Genomic DNA, 19,970 nt, shown 5'->3' on the forward strand with positions numbered 1-19,970 from the left:
TGTGTTAGACCAAGGTCTAATGCTGAGTCGGCCAGCTCTCCACGCGTCCCAGCAGCAGGAACTCCAGAAGCGCCTTCTGGGCATGAAGACGGTTCCCTGCCTCCTGCCAGACCACAGCACGCGGGTCGTCGAGCAGGGTCGTGCTGATCTCCTCGCCCCGATGCGCCGGCAGGCAGTGCAGGAAAATGACGTCCGGCTTGGCCCGATCGAGCATTGCCTCGGTGACCTGAAAGCCAGCAAAGTCCGCTTCGCGCTTGACCTGCTCCGCTTCCTGCCCCATGGAAGCCCAGACATCGGTGGTCACAAGATCGACCTTATCCACCGCGGCCATCGGGTCGTGGAGGACGGTCACTCGGTCGCCGGCGGCCTCGAGAATGTCCTGACGGGGTTCATAACCTCTGGGGCAGCATACACGCAGTTGAAAATCGAACTGTCGAGCGGCGTTGATCCAGGAGTGGCACATGTTGTTGCCGTCACCGATCCATACCGCGGTGCGTCCCCGGATGCTGCCGCGCTTCTCGGTCCAGGTCATGACATCGGCGAGGAGCTGGCAGGGATGGTAGTCGTCGGTCAGGGCATTGATCACCGGCACCGTACTGGCGGCGGCGAAGGTTTCAAGGCCGGCGTGCGAGAAGGTGCGCACCATGACCGCATCGACCATTTCCGAGAGCACCCGCGCGGTGTCACCGATCGGTTCGCCTCGCCCCAGCTGAGTATCGCGCGGCGAGAGGAACAGGGCATGGCCACCGAACTGTGCCATGGCGGTCTCGAAGGAGACGCGGGTGCGCGTCGATGACTTCTCGAAGATCATCGCCAGCGTGCGGTTGCTGAAGGGCGAGTAGCTTGGGCCGTGGGCCTTCAGGCCGTTCTTGATCGAGATGGCGCGCTGGATCAGATAGCGCAGCTCTTCCGAACTGAGGTCAAGCAGGGTCAGGAAATGGCGAGTGGCCATGGTGTGCTCCACGAAAAACGACCATCGTAGCCAGCCGCCGGGGGATGCGCAACGCGCCCGGCATCAGTAGAATGGCGTTATCGGCAAGGTTGACCACCGCGCTTGGTTATTTCTCAACGACGCGGGCACCAGCCCGTTGACGTGCCACCTGTCTTTTCCGATGTCTGATCCGGTTGGGGGGAATCATCCGAGTGCAACGCCTCAGCGAAACGAACGGCCTGTACTGATATCAAAGGCCTCAAGCGAAACCAAAGGGAGATGTCATGAGCACTACCGTCGAAAACATTCAGCGCCAGATCGGCGAGAATCCCATCCTGATCTACATGAAGGGCACGCCACAGCTGCCTCAGTGCGGCTTTTCGGCCCAGACCGTTCAGGCCCTGATGGCCTGTGGCGAGCGCTTCGCCTTCGTCAACGTGCTCGACAATCCGGACATTCGTGCCGAGCTTCCCAAGGTCGGCAACTGGCCGACCTTCCCGCAGCTGTGGGTCGAAGGTGAGCTGGTGGGGGGCTGCGACATCGTGGTCGAGATGTACGAGAACGGTGAGCTCGAGACGCTGGTCAAGCAAGCCGCTACGCGGTCACAGGCCAGCGAGGAAGGCGCCAGCAAGGACGCCTGATACCCGCATTGGCCAAGAGCGTCCAGGAGCGCAAGACAAAGCCCGCGAGCGATTCGCGGGCTTTTTCATGGCGCGCGAACACGCGCTGGCCTCAGTTTTCCACCAGCCCCTGTTCCTTCTGGGCCAGGCTCCAGCCGCCCAGCTCCCGATAGCGATTGACCATGGCGCAGAACAACTCGGCAGTGCGCTCCGTGTCATAGCGCGCCGAATGGGCGGCGTTGTTGTCGAAGTCGATGCCGGCGACGCGGCACGCCCGGGCCAGCACGGTCTGCCCGTAGACCAGGCCGGCCAGCGAGGCGGTATCGAAGCTCGAAAAGGGGTGAAAGGGGTTGCGCTTGATGCCGCAGCGATTGACGGCGGCATTGAGAAAACCATGGTCGAAGGCAGCGTTATGGCCCACCAGGACGGCACGTGTGCAGCCATGGGCCTTGATGGCCTTGCGCACCGGACGAAAGATTTCGCCCAAGGCTTCGGCCTCGGACAAAGCGACTTGCTGGCGCAGCGGGTCATCGAGCCGAATGCCGGTGAAATCCAGCGCCGACTGCTCCACGTTGGCGCCTTCGAAGGGCTTGATGTGGTAAGCATAGGTGGCATCGGGTTTCAGCCGGCCGTCGGCCTCCATGGTCAGGGTGACCGCGGCGATCTCGAGTAGCGCATCGCGCTCGGCATTGAAACCACCGGTTTCCAGGTCGACCACCACCGGCAGGTAACTGCGAAACCGCTGGGCCATCAGTTCGCGGGCGCTCGCCTCGCTCATTCGCCTCTCCTTATGTCTGCGCTTGCGCTTCTTGTTCTGGCCTTCAGTCTTGCGTGTTCCCTCTCGCGTCCCGTCATGGCGATTCGATCAAGGTCGCTGTTGAAGCGCGGCCAGTCTAGCAGTTTGGCCGCCCGGCGTCCCGGGGCCGGTATTCGCTGCCCCCTCTCCGCGCTATAATGGTTGACACATGACGCGTGGTATCGTCACTGATTTCAACGCCAATGATTCCAACGAGGAGCCCTTAATGTCCGATGTCAAGAAGGTCGTGCTGGCCTATTCCGGCGGCCTGGACACATCCGTCATCGTCAAGTGGTTGCAGGAAACCTACGACTGCGAAGTCGTGACCTTCACTGCCGATATCGGCCAGGGCGAGGAAGTCGAGCCGGCGCGTTCGAAGGCGCAGGCGTTGGGCGTCAAGGAAATCTACATCGAGGATCTGCGCGAGGAGTTCGTGCGTGATTACGTCTATCCGATGTTTCGTGCCAATACCCTCTACGAGGGCGAATACCTGCTCGGTACCTCGATCGCTCGACCGCTGATCGCGCGTCGCCTGATCGATATCGCTAACCAGACCGGCGCGGATGCCATCTCGCATGGCGCGACCGGCAAGGGCAACGATCAGGTGCGTTTCGAGCTGGGCGCCTATGCCCTCAAGCCCGGCGTCAAGGTGATCGCACCGTGGCGGGAATGGAACCTGACCTCCCGTGAGAAGCTGATGGCCTATTGCCAGCAGCACGACATCCCGGTGGACTTCTCCAGCGGCAAGAAGAAGTCGCCCTATTCCATGGATGCCAATCTGCTGCATATCTCCTACGAGGGCGGCATCCTCGAGGACCCCTGGGCCGAGGCCGAGGAAGACATGTGGCGCTGGAGCGTGTCGCCGGAAACCGCGCCTGACCAGCCCACCTATGTGGAACTGACCTACGCCAAGGGCGATATCGTCGCCATCGACGGCACGCCGATGCGCCCCCACGAGGTACTCGAGACGCTCAACAAGCTGGGCGGCGACAACGGCATCGGGCGTCTGGATATCGTCGAGAACCGCTACGTGGGCATGAAATCGCGGGGCTGCTACGAGACGCCCGGCGGCACCATCATGCTGCGTGCCCACCGTGCCATCGAGTCCATTACCCTCGATCGCGAGGAGGCGCACCTCAAGGACGAGCTGATGCCGAAGTACGCCGAGGTGATCTACAACGGCTACTGGTGGAGCCCGGAGCGGCGCATGCTGCAGGCGGCCATCGACGAGACCCAGAAGAATGTGTCCGGCGTGGTGCGCATGAAACTCTACAAGGGCAGCGCCACCGTGGCGGGACGCAAGTCCGACCAGTCGCTGTTCGACGAGTCGATTGCGACGTTCGAGGATGACGCCGGCGCCTACGACCAGAAGGATGCCGAAGGCTTCATCAAGCTTAATGCCCTGCGCCTGCGTATCGCCGCCGGCAAGGGACGCCAGCAGGACTGATACCATGTTGAAGAAACTGCTCTCCGGCCTGTTCGGCGCGGGTGACGACGGCCCGAAGAGCCCGAAAAGCCCGAAGAGACGCGCCGCCGATCCGGTGGAGTACAGGGGCTACCTGATCGTCTCGGAACCCGACGATCATGGCGGCCAGTATCGTGTCAGCGGCTGGATTCGCAAGCCGCTCCCCGGCGAGGGCGAAGAGGGTAGTCAGTTGCTCGAGCATCGCTTCGAGCGTTCCGACATGGTGCCCGGCCGCGAGGCCTGCGATCAGTTGATGATCAGCAAGGCGCAGCGCCTGATCGATGAAATCGGCGACGAGATGTTCAAGCCTCGCTGAGCCGGAGCGCCCATGCGCCTCTTGTATCGTGCCTCGCCATGGCGAACCCTTTTTACTGGCGACTTTCCGTCAGCGCTTGACGGTTGGCCGCCGGTCCTCGCCCCCCTACGTGATGCCCTGAACGCTCTCGGTCCCTCCCCCAGCCTCGCCGAGGCGCATCACTGGCAGGCCTCGCTGGTCGACGCGCTGGACCGCCTCGACCTTCCTGCTTGGCGTATCAGTCAAATCATCAGCGACCATAATGACTGGCTCTACCGTCGCTCTGTCGAGCTTTCCCTCAACGAGATGCAAGGACAGAGCTGGGGACCGCCGCCGGTGGCGTTCTGCGTGCTGACCCTGGGGTCGGTGGCGCGCCACGAGAGCCTTCTGGGGCCGGACCAAGACAATGCCATGATCATCGCCGACTACCCCGATGAGCGGCATACCGAGATTGACGGCTATTTCCAGGCTCTCGGCGAGCGCTTCACCCAGCGCCTCGACGCGGCCGGCATACCGCTGTGTCAGGGGCATGTGATGGCGCGCTTCCCGATGTGGCGCAAGCGTCTGTCGGAGTGGGGCGAGCAACTGGCGTTATGGACGGCGGACCGTCGCGTCAAACGTGTCCAGCAGGCCAACATCTTGCTCGATTTCCATCCGGTGTATGGTGAGCCAGCGCTCTCGGAGGCGCTGTCGGATCGAGTGGCGAGGCGGTTGCCCCACGCTTATCTGTTTCTCGACGAGATGGCCGAGCTGCTTCACGAGACGCCGGTCGCGCTGGATCGCTTCGGCCGCCTGGCCAGCGGCGGAGAGGGCGCACCTCACGAACGGGCGATCGATCTCAAGCATCGCGGCGTATTGCCGCTGGTCAATGCCGTGCGCCTGCTGTCGCTGCGCCACGCCGTGACGCCCCCCGACACCCGCTCGCGGCTGACGGCACTGGTCATGAGTGACGTGCTTGACACTGAGCACGCCAGAGCACTGACGATGGCACTGGCGCGCCTTCAAGGGCTGCTGCTCGGCGAGCAGCGCATGGCGCTGGCCGAGGGCCGTACGCCGGACGGGTGGGTGAACGAGGCGCGCCTCGCTGAGGACGAGCGGTGGTTGCTGCGCCACGATCTCAAGCAGATCCAGGCGGTGATCAGACGGGCGCGGGACTAGCCGGCGCGGGTGGAGTGGCTGCCTCGCCGTCCGGAGCATCGGGCAGTTCCATCACCAGACACGCGCCGCCCAGATGGGGGGCGTTTTCGACCCACAGCCGTCCCCCCAGGTGGGCCACGATGCCGCGGCTGATGGGCAGGCCAAGCCCGCTGCCGCGGGGTCGGCCGCGGGTTTCGCCGCTATCCTGGCGCTTGATCTGATGGAACTTCTCGAACACGCGTTCCCGCTCGTGGTCGGCGATGCCGGGGCCGTTGTCCTCCACGCTGAGTCGGAAATGATCCTTGTGGCGCTCCAGGCGCAGCAGCACGCGAGGCGAATCGTCGTCGGCGAACTTGCCGGCGTTGTCGAGCAGGTTGATGATCACCTGCTCGAGTCGGTCCGGGTCGCCGATGACCGGGGCCGAGCCGACCGCCATGTCAACTTCCAGGCTGACGCCACGGGTCTCCTGGAGACGATGGACGGCATCCACGCTGTGCTGCGCCAGCTCTACCAGGTCCAGCGGCCGCGGATCGAGCGTCAGGCGCCCGCTCTCCAGGCGCGCGAGGTCGAGAATTTCCTCGATCAGCCGCGACAGACGCTGACTCTCGCGCACCACCACATCGAGGAAGTGCAGGCGTTTCTCTTCGGGCAAGTCCTTGCCATCGCGCAGGATCTCGGCGAAGGCGCGGATAGAGGTGAGAGGGGTGCGCAGCTCGTGGCTGACCATGGCGATGAACTCGTCCTTGAGGCGGTCGAGCTCGCGCAGGCGCTCGTTGGCGGCGCGCAATTCCTCGCTGGTACGGGCCAGCTCGCGCGACTTCTGCTCCAGGCGCCGATTGACCTCCAGGGTCTCCGAGGTGGTATCGAGAATGCTCAAGATGGCGTCAAGATCGAGGGCCTCGCCACGTACCACCGAGTTGATCAACACCCGCGCCGAGGCACTGCCGAGCGCCCCGGCCAGCGCCTGCTCGGCGCGGGCGATCAGCTCCGGCGGGGCGGGCTGTTCATCCCCTTCGACCGTGATCCCGGAAAATACGCGACGCGTGGCGGCGCCGCCCAGGTAGCGGTCGAGCAGGGCACTGAGTTCACCGCGCGTGGTCTGTCCCTGCCATAGCGAACTCTGCATCAGCCGGGGGTGCATGGCTTCGGTGAACAGCGCCGCCTGGGTCTGTTCCAACGGTCCCTGACGCGAGAACAGCGAGACGCCCACCAGCAGGCCGACGTTGGCGGTAAGGCTCCACAGCAGCGAATGGGTATAGATGTCCCAGCCCTCGAGACCGAACAGGGCGTAAGGGCGCAGCCAGCCGATCCCCCAGGGGCCGTTTTCCAGGAAGCCGGCGCCGAGCCAGCCCGACTGCGCGAAGCCTGGCAGCAGCAGCGTCCAGGCCCAGACCAGGAACCCCGCGATCAGCCCGAGCGCGGCGCCATTGCGGTTGGCACCGCGCCAGTACATACCGATCAGCATCGCCGGGGCAAACTGGGCGGCGGCGGCGAAGGACACCAGCCCGATGGTCACCAGGCTGTAGGAATCCCCGATCAGCGCATGATAGAGATAGCCCATCAGCAGGATCAGCACGATGGCGACCCGGCGGATACCCAGCAACCAGCCGGCGAGCTCCCCGCGGCTGCCCAGGTGCAGGTGTGCCGAGCGCAGCAGCAGCGGCATCACCAGCTGGTTGCTGACCATGGTCGAGAGCGCGATGGTCTCCACGATCACCATGCCGGTGGCCGCCGACAGGCCGCCGATGAACACCAGCAGCGGCAGGCCTTCCAGTCCCGCCGACAGCGGCAGGGTCAGTACGAAGCTGTCCGGGTCGCTGCCGGCATCGCCCAGCAGTAGACCGGCCATGGCAATGGGAATCACGAAGAGGTTGATCGCCAGCAGGTAGAGCGGAAACAGCCAGCTGGCGCGGGTAAGATGGCGTTCGTCGACGTTCTCGACGACCAGCACCTGGAACTGACGCGGCAGGGTCAGAAACGCCAGAAACGCCAGCACCAGGGTGCCGACCCAGCCCACGGCGCCGCCCGGCACGGCATCGAGGCTCAGCGCGCCGCTCAGTTCGGGGGCCGCGGCTACCCGGCCGAAGAGATCGCCGGGGCCATTGAAGAGCACGAACACCGTGAACAGGCCCACCGAGAGAAACGCCACCAGCTTGACCAGCGATTCGAAGGCGATCGCCGCCACCATGCCTTCATGGCGCTCGCTGGCGTCGAGGTGCCGAGTCCCGAACAGGATGATGAACACCGCCAGCACCAGCGCCACCCAGAACGACTTGTCGTGCCAGAAACTCTCCTCGGCGAGCCGTAGCTCAGCCGCCTCGGGATAGTTGACCAGCACCGCGTGGCTCAGGGTGATCGCCTTGAGCTGCAGGGCGATGTAGGGGGTGATGCCAACCAGGGCGATCAGTGCCACCAGCGCCCCCAGGCTCGAGCTCTTGCCGTAGCGGGCACTGATGAAGTCGGCAATCGAGGTGATGCGCTGGGCGCTGGCGATACGCACCATCTTGCGGATCACGAAGGGCGACATCAGCATCGCCAGCGTCGGGCCCAGGTAGATCAGCAGGAAGCTGGGGCCGGCACTGGCGGCGCGGCCGACGCTGCCGTAGAAGGTCCAGGCGGTGCAGTAGACGGCGATGGAGAGCGCGTAAACGGTGGGCGAGCCGATCAGCGAGCGGCCTTGCTCGGCACGGCGATCGCCCCAGGCGGCGATCACGAACAGCAGGGCGAGGTAGCCGAAGGCGAACCCCAGCACCAGCATCTCTCCCCTCATGACGCGATCACTCCTCTTGGTGCTGTTCCATCAGCCAGGCGGCGAGGGCAATCACCGCGGCCCAGGCGATAAAGACATACAGGGGCAGCCAAGACAGACCTGTTCGGGATGGGTTGTCGACCAGCAGCAACAGCGGCGGTGAGAACAGCGCCACGGCCAGCACGATCAAAGCCACCAGGCGCTCCTTCTGGCGAGGGGCGTTCATGCGCTGGCATCCTCCTTGTCGAAGGCGCTGGCCTGCAGCAGGAGGGCTTCTTGCAGTGTCTCGATGCCGCGTGCCTCGAGACGCGGCAGCAGCGAGAGCCATAGCTCGGCGGTCACACGGGCATCGCCCAGCGCCGTATGGCGGGCGCCGGGAGGTACCGTCAGGCCGTAGCGCTCGGCCAGGGTGTCGAGGTCATGCCCGTCGATGGCCTCGTCGAGTGCCCGCGAGAGCAACAGGGTGTCGAGCACCGGCATGTCAAAGTCGACGCCTCCCCCCGGCGGCTGAATGGCCAAGAGGTCGAATGCGGCATTGTGGGCGAGTATCACCGCATCGCCGATGTAGTCGCGGAAGCGCGGCAACGCCACCGCCAGCGGCGGCGCGCCGGCGACGTCGGCATCGCGCAGGCCGTGAATCGCGGTGCTGGCCGGCGGGATCGGGCGCTCGGGGTCGACGCGGATATCGAAGATATCGCTGGCCAGCAGACGCTGGTTGACCACGCGGCAGGCGCCGATGCTGATCACGGTGTCGCCGCGGCGCAGTTCCAGGCCAGTGGTTTCGGTGTCGAAGGCGACCACTTCGAGTGACCTGAGCGATCTCGCCGCCAGTTCGGCATCGGGCGGGGGCAGATCGGCGATGCCGAAATCGTGAAACTCGGGACGCGGCGGCAGCTGGGCGCGCGGCGCGCCGACGCGGTCCATGGCCGGCAGCGGCAGGCGCAGCCGTGCATGCCCGCCGTCCGGGTCGGACAGGCTCCAGGCATCGCTGGCGTGCTGGCGAAGCACATCGGCGACACGTGGAGCAAGGGGCAGGCTCTCGAGGCGCTCACTCTGCCACTCGGCCAGGGCACGCTCCCCGAGCGGTGCGCCTCGCCAGATGAGGTCCAGATAGACCCGCTTGTTGCCCAGGCATACCTCGCCTTCCAGCTCGGTCTGATCGACGTGGCGCGCCAGATGTGCCAGCAGTGAGGCAAGCAACACCAAAAGGCCCGTGGCGTCCCCCTTCAGCCAGGCGGGCATGCCGATGGGGACGACGCGACGCCCCTCGCAGGCATGATATTCGTTGAGGGCGTTCCAGAGATCGTTGGACCATAGGGGTGCCAGGCGCTCGCCATGGCGCTGCATCTCATCGATCAGCTTACTCAATCGCTCGATGCCTTCTCCCAGCGCCTGGCTTTCCTCGGCCACCACGCGCTCGAGTCGCTGCTGCAGCTCGCTGGAGGCGCTACCGTGATGCAGGTGGGTCAGGGCGTCGGCACTGCTGGAAAGCCCCGCGCTGTGTCGGCGCAGCAGGGGCAGGGTGTCGACCAGCTCGGTTCGCACCCCCATCTCGCTGGTCCAGGAGGCAGTCGTGTCGGTCAGGGTCAGCAGGGTCTCGCCGTTGCTGCCGGGCACACGTCGCAACACGGCCCTCAGCCAGCGCTCGTCACAGGGCACCAGTACCTCGCGGGGGGTGCCATCATCGGGGATCTGGGCCAGCGCATCTTGAAGGCTGGCCACCGGCAGCAGGGCGTCGAGCCGTTTACCCAGCCCCAGCCCATTGTGGCCCTCGAACAGACTCTCCGCGGCGTGATTGAAGAGCAGCAGCCGACGGTGGTGATCGCAGAGCAGCAGCGGCATATCGATCACCTGAAGCAGGATCTCGAGTTCCTGGCGAATCCGCGCGGCGCTTCGCGCGCCATCGGCATGGGCAGTGGCCAGCAGGCCGCGATCGGTTCGCCAGGCCTCGCGGATCCTTGTCAGGTCGGGGCCGAGGCTTCTCAGCCAGCCCTCCGGGGGGTAGTCGTCACGGGCATCGGGGTTGGCGACCAAGCGTGCCAGCTGAACCTGCAAATGGCGAAGGGGAGTGAAAAGCTGGCGCTCGAGCAGCAGGCCCACCAGAAAGATGGTGGCGCCGCCGGAAAAGCAACCCAGCCACAGCACCCAGCGGGCAATTCCCTGTGGGGTGAACAGGCTATCCAGCCAGGTGGCGAACAGCGCTCCACCGAACAGGCTGATGCCGCTGAGCAGCAGCCATAGCCCGACCAAGCGCTGGCGCTTGGGTAACCCCTTGTAGCGACGAGCCATCAGTGTGCCTCGGCGAGAAGCGTCTTGACCTTGTCGACCAGTGCCTGAGTCGAGAAGGGCTTGGTGATATAGTCATCGGCACCCAGCGCCATGCCTTTTTCGCGTTCCACCTCACGACCGTGAGCGGTGAGCATGATGATCGGCAGGCGGGCGTGGTCGGGGTCATGGCGAAGCCGCTCGAGAACGTCAAAACCGCTGATGCCGGGCAGGCTGATGTCCAGCAGCACCAGGTCGGGGGCGCCCTCGGCGACGCGCTCCAGGGCGCTCTCGCCATCCTCGGCGGTCACGACGTCCAGCCCGGCCTGTTGCATCAGGAATTCCAGCGATAGGACGATGTTGGGCTCATCATCCACTACCAGCACCTTGGCCATGGCGTTCTCCTTGTTCGTGCGTTCTGTGGCGCGAGTACGGTGTTTTCAGCGATGTTTCGTGTTGGCAATGTTATGCGTTGTTATCGTAGCGTCGAGCATCGCGTCTCATCATTCAGTCTAGTGGCCGTCGCTTGACGCGCAAAGACGACCTTGGCAGGAATGTCGAGGGTGCCAGGGTCGTAAGGTTCCCCTCATTGGTGTCGGTGGAGAGAACATATGATCAAGGTGCATCATCTGGAAAATTCTCGCTCCCAGCGTGTGCTGTGGTGTCTGGAGGAGCTCGAGGTCGAGTACGAGGTCGTGACCTATCAACGCGACCCGGTGACGATGCGGGCGCCGGACTCGCTGCGAGCGGTGCATCCTCTGGGCAAGTCGCCGGTCATCAGTGATGAGGCCCACCCAGGCCGGGTCGTGGCTGAATCTGGGGCCATCATGGAATACCTGGTCGAGCGCTTCGATGGCGAGGGTCGTCTGATACCCCCGGCCGGCAGTGACGAACGCCTGCGTTATCGTTTCTGGTTGCATCACGCCGAGGGGTCAGCGATGCCGCCGCTGATCATGCGACTCGTCTTCGCGCAGCTTGGCAAGCCGCCGGTGCCGGCCCCGGCGAGACCCCTGGGCCGTCTGTTTGCCAATGGTGTCGAAAAGCAGTTTCTCGAACCCGAGATTCGCGGATTGCTGGATTACTGGGAAAGCGAACTCAAGCATTCGACCTGGTTCGCCGGGGATACCTTCAGCGCGGCCGACATCCAGATGAGCTTCCCGGTGCTGGCACTGGAAAGCGGGAGAGGATTATCGGGTTACCCCAAACTCAGCGATTTCCTCGTCCGCTGCCGGGCGCGTGGCGCCTATCAGCGTGCCGTGGCCCAGGGTGGTGAGTTTTCGATGGGCTGACAGTATGCGTTATCACGGCGCCTTTGGCTCCACGGCAGGGTGGCGGCACCTGGTCACCAAGAAGCGTGGCGCCGGTCGGCATCGCTGATCATCCTGGCGCTGATCCTGATCGATCACCTGAATAGCCCGACCTTTGCGTTCAATATGGGCCAGCGCAACGTGGAAACGACCCTGATGCAGCGTGACAGCACCGCCTGTGCGCCCTGTGGTGCTCCCTGCCCCTCCCAGCGGGGAGTAAGGGTCCTATCCCGATTACCACTGCCATGGCCCTTCGACTTTTGATGTAGTTTGTCCCTGTTGCGCCTCCTGGACATGGACTTATCGGCGTTTCCGTATGACGCTGGATAGGAAGGTGCAAGATGGGTCGTGCCCACTCGAGCGCCTCACAACAAGAATGAAGACTGCCTTTCGTTCCAGCCAAGGAGACGCCTGCATGAGTGCCATCATTCTGCTGATCTTGGGTCTTGCGGCGATGGCCGCCGGATACTTTCTTTACTCGAAGTTTATCGCTGAGAAGATCTACCGACTCGATCCCGACTACGAGACACCCGCTCACGAGTTTGAGGATGGTATCGATTACGTACCCACCAATCGGTACGTGCTCTGGGGCCACCACTTCACCTCGGTGGCCGGTGCAGCCCCCATCGTGGGTCCCGCCATTGCCGTCATCTGGGGCTGGCTGCCGGCATTTCTGTGGGTGATATTCGGTACCATTTTCTTCGCCGGCATCCACGATGCCGGCGCTATCTGGGCCAGCGTGCGTAACAAGGCCAGATCCGTTGGTTCCCTTACCGGCGACGTGGTGGGTAAGCGCGCTCGCAGCCTCTTCATGATCGTTATCTTTCTGGTTCTACTAATGGTCAATGCGGTATTTGCCGTTGTCATCGCCAGCTTGATGATGGATTTCTCGAGCGCTGTGGTGCCGGTCTGGGGTGCCATCCTGGTGGCGCTGGTTATTGGCCAAATGATCTATCGGCGCAAGATGAGCCTGCCGATGGTATCAATCGTCGGGGTCGTGGCTCTCTACGCACTGATCATTATCGGTCCATCAGTACCGCTCCAGATGCCGGAACAGGTGGGTGGGATGGCCGGTAATGCCGTCTGGATACTGCTCCTGTTCGGTTATGCGGCCATTGCCTCTCTTTTGCCGGTCTGGATGCTGCTGCAGCCCCGTGATTACATCAATGGTCTGCAGCTCTTCATCGGCCTCATCGTGCTCTATGGCGCCATCCTGCTGCTCAACCCGGCCCTGGTGGCACCGATGATCAACAACGATGTGCCGGCGGGTACTCCACCGATATTTCCTCTGCTGTTCGTCACTATCGCCTGCGGGGCCATCTCGGGCTTCCACGGTCTGGTCGCCTCGGGCACCACCTCCAAGCAGCTCAACAAGGAAAGCGATGTGCGCTTCGTTGGTTACTTCGGGGCTGTCGGGGAGGGCATGCTGGCGCTGGCCGCCATCCTCGCCGCTACCGCCGGTTTCGCAACCTTCGCCGACTGGAATGCGATGTACACCGCTTTCGGTGCCGGGGGGGTGACCGCCTTTGTCGAGGGCGGGGCCTACATGATCCACCATGGTCTCGGCCTGCCGGAGGCCACCGCAGCGACGCTTCTCACGGTGATGGCGGCATTGTTCGCCGGCACCACCATGGATACCGGGCTGCGCTTGCAGCGCTACATCTTCCAGGAGTGGGGAGAGATCTATGGCCAGCAGTGGATGAAGAAGCCGGCCATGGCGACGCTATTGGCGGTGGGCAGTTGCCTGCTGCTGGCTTTCGGCGCCGGCGGTCCCGACGGTTCCGGTGGCATGATCATTTGGCCGCTTTTCGGCACCACTAACCAACTGTTGGCGGGTCTTACCCTACTGGTGGTTACCGTGATGCTGGTCCGCCTGCGTCGCCCAATGTGGTTCACCCTGGTGCCGCTGTGCTTCCTGCTGGTGATGACGATCGGGGCACTGCTGCTCCAGCTGCGTAGCTTTTATGATCAGGGTAATTATTTCCTGTTGATCTTGGACATCGTGGTGCTGGTCGCCGCGATCATGGTGGCCCTGGAGTGCGCCCAGGCGCTCAGGCGTGCGCGCACCGAGATGGGTGAGCAACGTAGTCAGACTTAGAAGGGAGGCGCAGCATGCACGACGACAATCATGACAAGACGCATGACTCTCGTCGCCAGCGGATCCGGGCCTGGCTGAGCCAGGCCCGCTTCTTTGCCGAGGAAGTCTATTCCGCTCGCTACCGTGGCACCATTGCCCGCTCACGGAGAGACGAGGACGACCTTTTCATGTTGCTGGTGTTCTCGGAAATGATGGGGGTTCCCAATCCGGCGGCTTATTACACCCTGGAGCTGCAGCCTCTTCTTCTGGAGCGGTTCCATGACTGGCACAGGCGCATGGGGATGGAGCGCTCTCCCCTGGATCATTTTCGCTGCTGTTGATTCAGCACACTATCTTTCCCTTTCCCGACAAGGGTTGTCATGAAAGAACTACTGGAACGCCGCCTGCTCTGGGTGGGTGGCAAGGGCGGTGTAGGCAAGACCACCATCGCCGCGTCGATGGCAGTGCTTGCCGCTCGGCGCGGTAAGCGCGTGTTGGTGGTTTCCACCGATCCGGCCCATAGCCTGGGCGATGTGTTTGATCGCGAGCTCGGCGACACGCCGCGACGCCTCCTGCCCAACCTGGATGCCATGGAGATTGACCCAGACAGGGAGGTCGAGGCCCACCTGGCCAGGGTCATTGCACAGATGCGCCGCTTTGCCGCTCCGGAGATGATGGGCGAGCTGGAACGCCAGATGCAACTGACTCGGCAGTCGCCGGGCGTCCAGGAAGCGGCTTTGCTCGAGCGGCTGTCGCGCTTGATCACCGACCGGGATGTCGATCACGACTTGATCATCTTCGATACCGCACCCACGGGGCATACCCTTCGTTTGCTGACCCTGCCCGAAGCCATGGCGGCATGGACCGATGGTCTGCTGGCCCATAATCGCAAATCCGAGGAGCTGGGCAAGGTGCTCTCGCACCTGACGCCCAAGCGGGGGCAAGATATTGACACTCCCTTCGATGATCCCCAGGAGGATCCTCTTTCCGACCTTGACGCACGCACCCGGGATGTGGCGGAGACCCTCATCGAACGTCGCCGGCTCTTCCATAGGGCGCGGCGGCGCATTGAAAATGCCAATGAAACCAGCTTCCTGTTCGTCATGACCCCCGAGCGGCTGCCGATCCTCGAGACCACCCGTGCGGTAGCGGCACTGGAGGCGGCTCACATTCCAGTGGCGGGCACCCTGGTCAACCGGGTGATTCCCGAAGACGCCGACGGCGAATTCCTGCGCGCCCGGCGCGAGCAGGAGGCCGGCTACCTGGCGCGTATCGACGACGAATTGGGGCATCTGCCACGGCCGCGTCTGCCCTGGCTACCCTCGGATGTTCAGGGTCTCGAGACCCTGGAAAGCCTCGCCGATCTGCTCGAAGCGAGAGGTTTCTGATGCGGGTACTGCTGCTGTCAGCCTATACCGCAGTCAGCCATCGTCACTGGGTGTGTGGCCTGACCGAGCGCCTGAACGACGTCGAGTGGACGCTGCTCGAGCTTCCGCCGCGTCATTTCCGCTGGCGCATTCGCGGCAATCCGCTGACCTGGATGCTCAAGGAAGATGCGACCCTGTCGCGGGACTATGACGTGGTCCTTGCCACCTCGATGGTCGATCTGGCCACCCTGATCGGCCTGTATCCGCACCTGGCGCGCGCCAGGAAGATCGTTTACTTCCACGAGAATCAGTTCGCCTACCCCTCCGCCGGGGGTCAGAAGCCCCAGGGCGAGGCGCTGATGGTCAATCTCTATGCCGCGTTGGCCGCCGATGTCGTGGCGTTCAACAGCGCCTTCAACCGCGACAGCTTCATCGATGGTGCGCGGAACTTCCTCAAGCGATTGCCCGAAAACCTGCCCGCCGTCCGGCCGCTTGAGCGCCTACGCAAGCATTCTCGCGTATTGCCGGTGCCTCTCGATCCTGTTCCCGACGCAATTCCAGATGGCGGAGGGCGCCGTATCGTATGGAATCATCGCTGGGAGTACGACAAGAACCCCGAGGACTTCTTCGCCGCGCTCGAAACGCTCAGTGCACAGGGTATCGATTTCGAGTTGGCGGTGATGGGGCAGCGTTTTCGCGGCGAGCCGGCTATCTTCGCTCGGGCCCGCGAGCAGCTCTCACGGCATGTCGTCGCCTGGGGGCCGCAGCCCACCGAGGCCTACCGGGCACAACTCGACGAGGCCGATATCGTGGTATCGACCACCTGGCATGAGTTTCAGGGGCTCTCGATCATGGAGGCCACACAGCGAGGCGCCTTGCCGCTGGTGCCGGACCGGCTGTGTTTCCCCGAGTTTTACCCGGCGGCCTATCGCTACGACGGGAGCCACGAGGCGCTCACCGACCGACTTGCGGCCTGGCTGACCCGCCCCCAGACCCGCCCGCCGCGTCTGGACATGTCGGCCTGGACCTGGCCAGTGCTGGCGTCGGATTATCGGCGCCTTCTCATGCCGTGATCTCCTCCTTGTCTGGATATTCGCAGAGATCCTCGATCACACAGCTGCCACAGCGCGGCTTGCGCGCCACGCAGGTGTAGCGCCCGTGCAGGATCAACCAGTGGTGGGCATCCTGGCGGAACTCCCTGGGAACATGGCGCAGGAGCTTCTGCTCCACTTCGACCACATCCTTGCCCTTGGCCAGTCCGGTGCGGTTGGCCACCCGGAAGATATGCGTGTCCACCGCGATGGTGGGCTCGCCGAAGGCCGTGTTGAGGATGACATTGGCGGTCTTGCGGCCGACGCCGGGTAGCGCTTCGAGGGCTGCACGCGTGCGGGGCACTTCGCCGCCATGGGTCTCCTCGAGAATGCGGCAGGTTTTCATCAGGTTCTCGGCCTTGGTGTTGTACAGGCCGATGGTCTTGATGTGCGCCTTGAGCCCGTCGAGTCCCAGTTCGAGAATCGCCGCCGGGGTGTTGGCCACGGGAAACAGCCGGGCCGTGGCCTTGTTCACACCCACGTCGGTCGCCTGGGCGGAAAGCAGCACCGCGGTGAGCAGCTCGAAGGGTGTGGTCCAGTGAAGCTCGGTGGTGGGCTCGGGGGTGTGTTCGCGCAGGCGCGCGAAGATCGCTTGGCGTTTCTGGGCATTCATGGGTTGTCGCTTGGTGACGTTGTTTGTGACGAAGAAAGGGCATCGAGCGCGGCACGGGCGTCGTCGAGCATGTGGCTTGCCTGCGTTTCCTGCTGGCGAGCGGCGGCCATCGCGGCCTCGTCATTCTGGCGTTCGGCATGGGCCAGTTGGCGCCGGGCTCTCTTCTGCGCCTCTTCGGCGGCCTTGACGGCCATCCGGCGCTGGCGCTGCTCGAACGGGTTGTCCGTGGCGCCGCGGCTGGCGCGCGAGCCTTGACGTATCAAGCGTCGCTGACGTTCAAGGCGTTTCTCGCGTGCCTGTCGAGCCAGTCGCTGATTGCGGGCCTCGCAACGTTGACGTCCCAGTGCCGCGCGCTCGGCGAGATAGGCTTGTCGCTCGGCCTCGCTCTCGGCGGCTTCCCAGGCGGGATGCGGGAGGATGTCGATGCAGTCGACCGGGCAGGGCGCCACACAGAGCTCACAACCCGTGCACTCCGCCTCGATGACCGTATGCATGCGCTTAGCGGCGCCGAGAATAGCATCGACCGGGCAGGCCTGGATGCACTTGGTGCAGCCGATGCACTCCGCCTCGCGGATGCGCGCCAGCAACGGAGACTGTGCGGGTTGCGCGAGAGGAACGACGGCGCGCCCGGTCACGGTGGCCAGACGCACCACGGTGGCCTCGCCACCTGGCGGACACTCGTTGATCGGTCCGCCAGCGGCGATGGCCTCGGCGTAGGGGCGACAGCCAGGATGACCGCATTGGCCGCACTGGGTCTGCGGCAGTTCGGCATCGATGGCGTCGATCAGGTCGAGGTGGCGACTCACTGGCACTTCTCGTCGACAGACTTACTTCACCCGTTGACCGGGTTCGGCGCCGGTATGGGGCTCGAGCAGGTAGATGCCCGCTTCATTGCCGGCGGCCAGCACCATGCCCTCCGAGACTCCGAAGCGCATCTTGCGGGGCGCCAGATTGGCCACCATCACCGTGAGGTGGCCTTCGAGTGCCTCGGGCGCGTAGGCGGAGCGAATCCCCGCGAAGACCGTGCGATTCTCGCCACCCAGATCCAGCGTCAGCTTGAGCAGCTTGTCTGCCCCCTCGACATACTCGGCCTTGGCGATGCGCACGATGCGCAGGTCCACCTTGGCAAAGTCGTCGAAGGTGATCTCATCGGCTATGGCGTCGTCGGCGAGGGGGCCTTTCGGGGCCTCCTTGAGTTTCTGTTCTTCCACCAGGTCCTCCTTTGACGCCTCGACCATGGCGTCGATCCTGTCGCGTTCGATGCGGGTCATCAACGGCTTGAACTTGGCGATCTCATGGCCGACCAGCAGGTCGTGACGGCTGTGCCAGTCCAGCGAGTCGAGCTTAAGAAACTGCCGCGCTCCTTCGGCCATGGCGGGTACCACCGGGGCCAGGTAGACCATCAGCTGGCGAAACAGGTTGATGCCCACCGAGCCGATTTCCAGCACCTCTTCTTCACGACCGTCCTGCTTGGCCAGCACCCAGGGTTCCTTCTCGGCAATATAGGTATTGGCCTCGTCGGCGAGCTCCATCACTCTGCGCATGGCACGGCCAAACTCGCGGGCCTCGAAATCCTCGGCGATCGTGTCGCCTGCGGCGATGAAGCGGGCAATCATCTCGGGTTCGGCGCAGTGGCGGGAGAGTCGCCCGTGGCCCAGCTTCTTGACGAAGCCGGCGCAGCGACTGGCGATGTTGACGACCTTGCCCACCAGGTCCGAGTTCACGCGTGCGGCGAAGTCCTCGAGATTGAGATCGAGATCGTCGACGCCCGCGGAGAGCTTGGCGGCAAAGTAGTAGCGCAGGTATTCGGGATTGAGGTATTCGGCATAGGTGGCGGCCTTGATGAAGGTGCCACGCGACTTCGACATCTTGGCGCCATTCACGGTAACGAAACCATGGCAATTGACCGCCGTGGGGGTGCGCAGGTCGGCCCCGTGCAGCATGGCCGGCCAGAACAAGGCGTGGAAGTAGACGATGTCCTTGCCGATGAAATGATAGACCTCGGCGTCGGAGTCGCGCTGCCAGAAGCTGTCGAAGTCGATGCCTTCGCGATTGCAGAGGTTCTTGAAGCTGGCGAGATAACCGATCGGCGCGTCCAGCCAGACGTAGAAGAACTTACCGGGGGCATCGGGAATCTCGAACCCGAAGTAGGGCGCATCCCGGGAAATGTCCCATTCGTTGAAGCCGGACTCGAACCACTCCATGAGCTTGTTGCGGATCTGCGGCTGGACATGATCGTCACGGATCCAGCGCTTCAGGAAGTCGGCGAAGTCGGGCAGCTTGAAGAAGAAGTGCGTCGAGCTTCTCACCTCAGGAGTGGCACCCGAGATCGCCGAAACGGGATCGATCAACTCGGCGGGCGTGTAGGTGGCGCCACAGGCTTCGCAGTTGTCGCCGTACTGCCCCTCAGCCCTGCACGTCGGGCAGGTCCCCTTGATGAAGCGGTCGGCGAGGAACAGCCCCTTGACCGGATCGTACATCTGCTCGATGTCACGGGTGGCGATGTGTCCCTTGTCGCGCAGACGCTTGTAGATCAGCTCGCTGAACGTGCGGTTCTCGCTCGAGTGAGTCGAATGATAGTTGTCGAAGGCCACGCCGAAGGTGGCGAAGTCGGCCTGATGTTCCCACGACACGCGCTCGATCAGGGCTTCGGAGCTGATGCCTTCCTGCTCGGCGCGCAGCATGATAGCGGTGCCATGGGCATCGTCGGCACAGACGTAATAACACTCCTGACCACGGCTCTTCTGGAAACGTACCCAGATATCGGTCTGGATATACTCCAGCAGATGACCCAGATGGATCGAGCCATTGGCATAGGGCAGGGCGCTGGTGACCAGGATCTTGCGCGGGTGGCGTGTGGTATGCGACATGTCGGCGGTGGGATTCCCAAGAAAATCAGACCCTCGATTGTAGCCATCTTCGGCCTTGCCTGCATCCGCTGCCCGAGCGGTTCTCGCGGTGGCGCACCTGTCAGTAGAGCGCCTGTTCCTCGTCGATCACTTCCTTGAGTACCTGAAGAAAAAGCTTGTCGGCCTCGGAATGCTCCGCCGGGTCTTCGGGAATATGCACGCTGGTGGTGTCGGATATCTCATTGGCGATCCGCGCCATGGCGCCTTCTCGCGCGCCTTCCGATAACTGGCGGCGGGCGATGTCGAGGGATTGCTCGAGAATCTTCGGGTCCTGCAGCAGCTTTCGGATGAAGCCCTGCAGCTCGTGAATGATCCGCGTTTTCTGGATTTCCGATGAGGACATGGCGG

At 63.7% G+C, this 19,970-nt stretch carries 19 protein-coding genes; 9 read left to right on the plus strand and 10 right to left on the minus strand.

Annotated features, from left to right (window positions below; all coding sequences use genetic code 11):
- Positions 1-16 precede the first annotated feature (16 nt).
- Positions 17-952: an ornithine carbamoyltransferase gene (gene argF / locus KG088_RS01955; RefSeq protein WP_213823794.1), complete on the minus strand. Its 936-nt coding sequence runs from the start codon at positions 950-952 to the stop codon at positions 17-19.
- A 263-nt stretch (positions 953-1,215) separates the two neighbouring features.
- Between argF and grxD the strand changes: the two genes are divergently transcribed.
- Positions 1,216-1,572: a Grx4 family monothiol glutaredoxin gene (grxD, locus tag KG088_RS01960; protein ID WP_213823795.1), complete on the plus strand. Its 357-nt coding sequence runs from the start codon at positions 1,216-1,218 to the stop codon at positions 1,570-1,572.
- Between the two features lie 91 nt (positions 1,573-1,663).
- Here grxD and rnt read toward each other — a convergent pair whose 3' ends face one another.
- Positions 1,664-2,329 (minus strand): ribonuclease T, encoded by a 666-nt coding sequence (rnt, locus tag KG088_RS01965; protein WP_213823796.1) that lies wholly within the window; start codon positions 2,327-2,329, stop codon positions 1,664-1,666.
- Positions 2,330-2,573: 244 nt separating this feature from the next.
- Between rnt and KG088_RS01970 the strand changes: the two genes are divergently transcribed.
- The 3 genes from KG088_RS01970 to KG088_RS01980 are packed head-to-tail and all read left to right on the plus strand — an operon-like array spanning position 2,574 to position 5,265.
- Entirely contained in the window at positions 2,574-3,794 is a 1,221-nt protein-coding gene (locus KG088_RS01970) for an argininosuccinate synthase (RefSeq protein ID WP_213823797.1), read from the plus strand.
- Positions 3,795-3,798: 4 nt separating this feature from the next.
- Complete coding sequence (locus KG088_RS01975) at positions 3,799-4,128, plus strand: HlyU family transcriptional regulator (protein ID WP_213823798.1); 330 nt, start codon at positions 3,799-3,801, stop codon at positions 4,126-4,128.
- A gap of 12 nt (positions 4,129-4,140) precedes the next feature.
- A complete protein-coding gene (locus tag KG088_RS01980; RefSeq protein WP_213823799.1) occupies positions 4,141-5,265 on the plus strand; it encodes a DUF294 nucleotidyltransferase-like domain-containing protein in 1,125 nt (374 codons plus the stop codon).
- Here KG088_RS01980 and KG088_RS01985 read toward each other — a convergent pair.
- From KG088_RS01985 to KG088_RS02000, 4 genes are read right to left on the minus strand one after another with little or no spacing between them, the layout of a single operon-like run.
- Complete coding sequence (locus KG088_RS01985; RefSeq protein ID WP_213823800.1) at positions 5,246-8,014, minus strand: sensor histidine kinase; 2,769 nt, start codon at positions 8,012-8,014, stop codon at positions 5,246-5,248. The two genes, KG088_RS01980 and KG088_RS01985, sit on opposite strands and share 20 nt — an antisense overlap.
- 7 nt (positions 8,015-8,021) lie before the next feature.
- Complete coding sequence (locus KG088_RS01990) at positions 8,022-8,219, minus strand: hypothetical protein (protein ID WP_213823801.1); 198 nt, start codon at positions 8,217-8,219, stop codon at positions 8,022-8,024.
- A complete protein-coding gene (locus KG088_RS01995) occupies positions 8,216-10,282 on the minus strand; it encodes a 3'-5' exonuclease (RefSeq protein WP_213823802.1) in 2,067 nt (688 codons plus the stop codon). The genes KG088_RS01990 and KG088_RS01995 overlap by 4 nt, the downstream gene beginning before the upstream one ends.
- Positions 10,282-10,653, minus strand: a complete 372-nt coding sequence (locus tag KG088_RS02000) for a response regulator transcription factor (protein ID WP_213823803.1) — start codon at positions 10,651-10,653, stop codon at positions 10,282-10,284. Before KG088_RS02000 ends, KG088_RS01995 begins: the two co-directional genes overlap by 1 nt.
- Before the next feature lie 216 nt (positions 10,654-10,869).
- Between KG088_RS02000 and KG088_RS02005 the strand changes: the two genes are divergently transcribed.
- The 5 genes from KG088_RS02005 (at position 10,870) to KG088_RS02025 (ending at position 16,082) form a co-directional block, all read left to right on the plus strand.
- Positions 10,870-11,547 carry a glutathione S-transferase gene (locus KG088_RS02005; protein WP_213823804.1) on the plus strand — a complete coding sequence of 226 codons (678 nt, stop codon included), beginning with the start codon at positions 10,870-10,872 and terminating at the stop codon, positions 11,545-11,547.
- A gap of 433 nt (positions 11,548-11,980) precedes the next feature.
- Positions 11,981-13,663, plus strand: coding sequence for a carbon starvation CstA family protein (locus KG088_RS02010; protein ID WP_213823805.1), 1,683 nt, complete (start codon positions 11,981-11,983; stop codon positions 13,661-13,663).
- Positions 13,664-13,677: 14 nt separating this feature from the next.
- Positions 13,678-13,983 (plus strand): cory-CC-star protein, encoded by a 306-nt coding sequence (locus KG088_RS02015; protein WP_213823806.1) that lies wholly within the window; start codon positions 13,678-13,680, stop codon positions 13,981-13,983.
- Positions 13,984-14,022: 39 nt separating this feature from the next.
- Positions 14,023-15,030, plus strand: coding sequence for an ArsA family ATPase (locus KG088_RS02020; protein WP_213823807.1), 1,008 nt, complete (start codon positions 14,023-14,025; stop codon positions 15,028-15,030).
- A complete protein-coding gene (locus tag KG088_RS02025; protein ID WP_213823808.1) occupies positions 15,030-16,082 on the plus strand; it encodes a tRNA-queuosine alpha-mannosyltransferase domain-containing protein in 1,053 nt (350 codons plus the stop codon). The genes KG088_RS02020 and KG088_RS02025 overlap by 1 nt, the downstream gene beginning before the upstream one ends.
- On the opposite strand, the gene nth is transcribed toward KG088_RS02025, so the two are convergent.
- The 4 genes from nth to KG088_RS02045 all read right to left on the minus strand — a co-directional run bounded on the left by nth (position 16,072) and on the right by KG088_RS02045 (position 19,965).
- Positions 16,072-16,713: an endonuclease III gene (gene nth / locus KG088_RS02030; RefSeq protein ID WP_213823809.1), complete on the minus strand. Its 642-nt coding sequence runs from the start codon at positions 16,711-16,713 to the stop codon at positions 16,072-16,074. The genes KG088_RS02025 and nth overlap by 11 nt on opposite strands.
- Positions 16,710-17,519 carry an RnfABCDGE type electron transport complex subunit B gene (locus tag KG088_RS02035; protein WP_213823810.1) on the minus strand — a complete coding sequence of 270 codons (810 nt, stop codon included), beginning with the start codon at positions 17,517-17,519 and terminating at the stop codon, positions 16,710-16,712. The genes nth and KG088_RS02035 overlap by 4 nt, the downstream gene beginning before the upstream one ends.
- Before the next feature lie 21 nt (positions 17,520-17,540).
- Complete coding sequence (metG, locus tag KG088_RS02040) at positions 17,541-19,583, minus strand: methionine--tRNA ligase (protein ID WP_213823811.1); 2,043 nt, start codon at positions 19,581-19,583, stop codon at positions 17,541-17,543.
- Positions 19,584-19,683: 100 nt separating this feature from the next.
- Positions 19,684-19,965: a hypothetical protein gene (locus KG088_RS02045; protein ID WP_213823812.1), complete on the minus strand. Its 282-nt coding sequence runs from the start codon at positions 19,963-19,965 to the stop codon at positions 19,684-19,686.
- Between the last annotated feature and the right edge of the window lie 5 nt (positions 19,966-19,970).

Source organism: Halomonas jincaotanensis, from assembly GCF_018448785.1.
Lineage (GTDB): Bacteria > Pseudomonadota > Gammaproteobacteria > Pseudomonadales > Halomonadaceae > Halomonas > Halomonas jincaotanensis.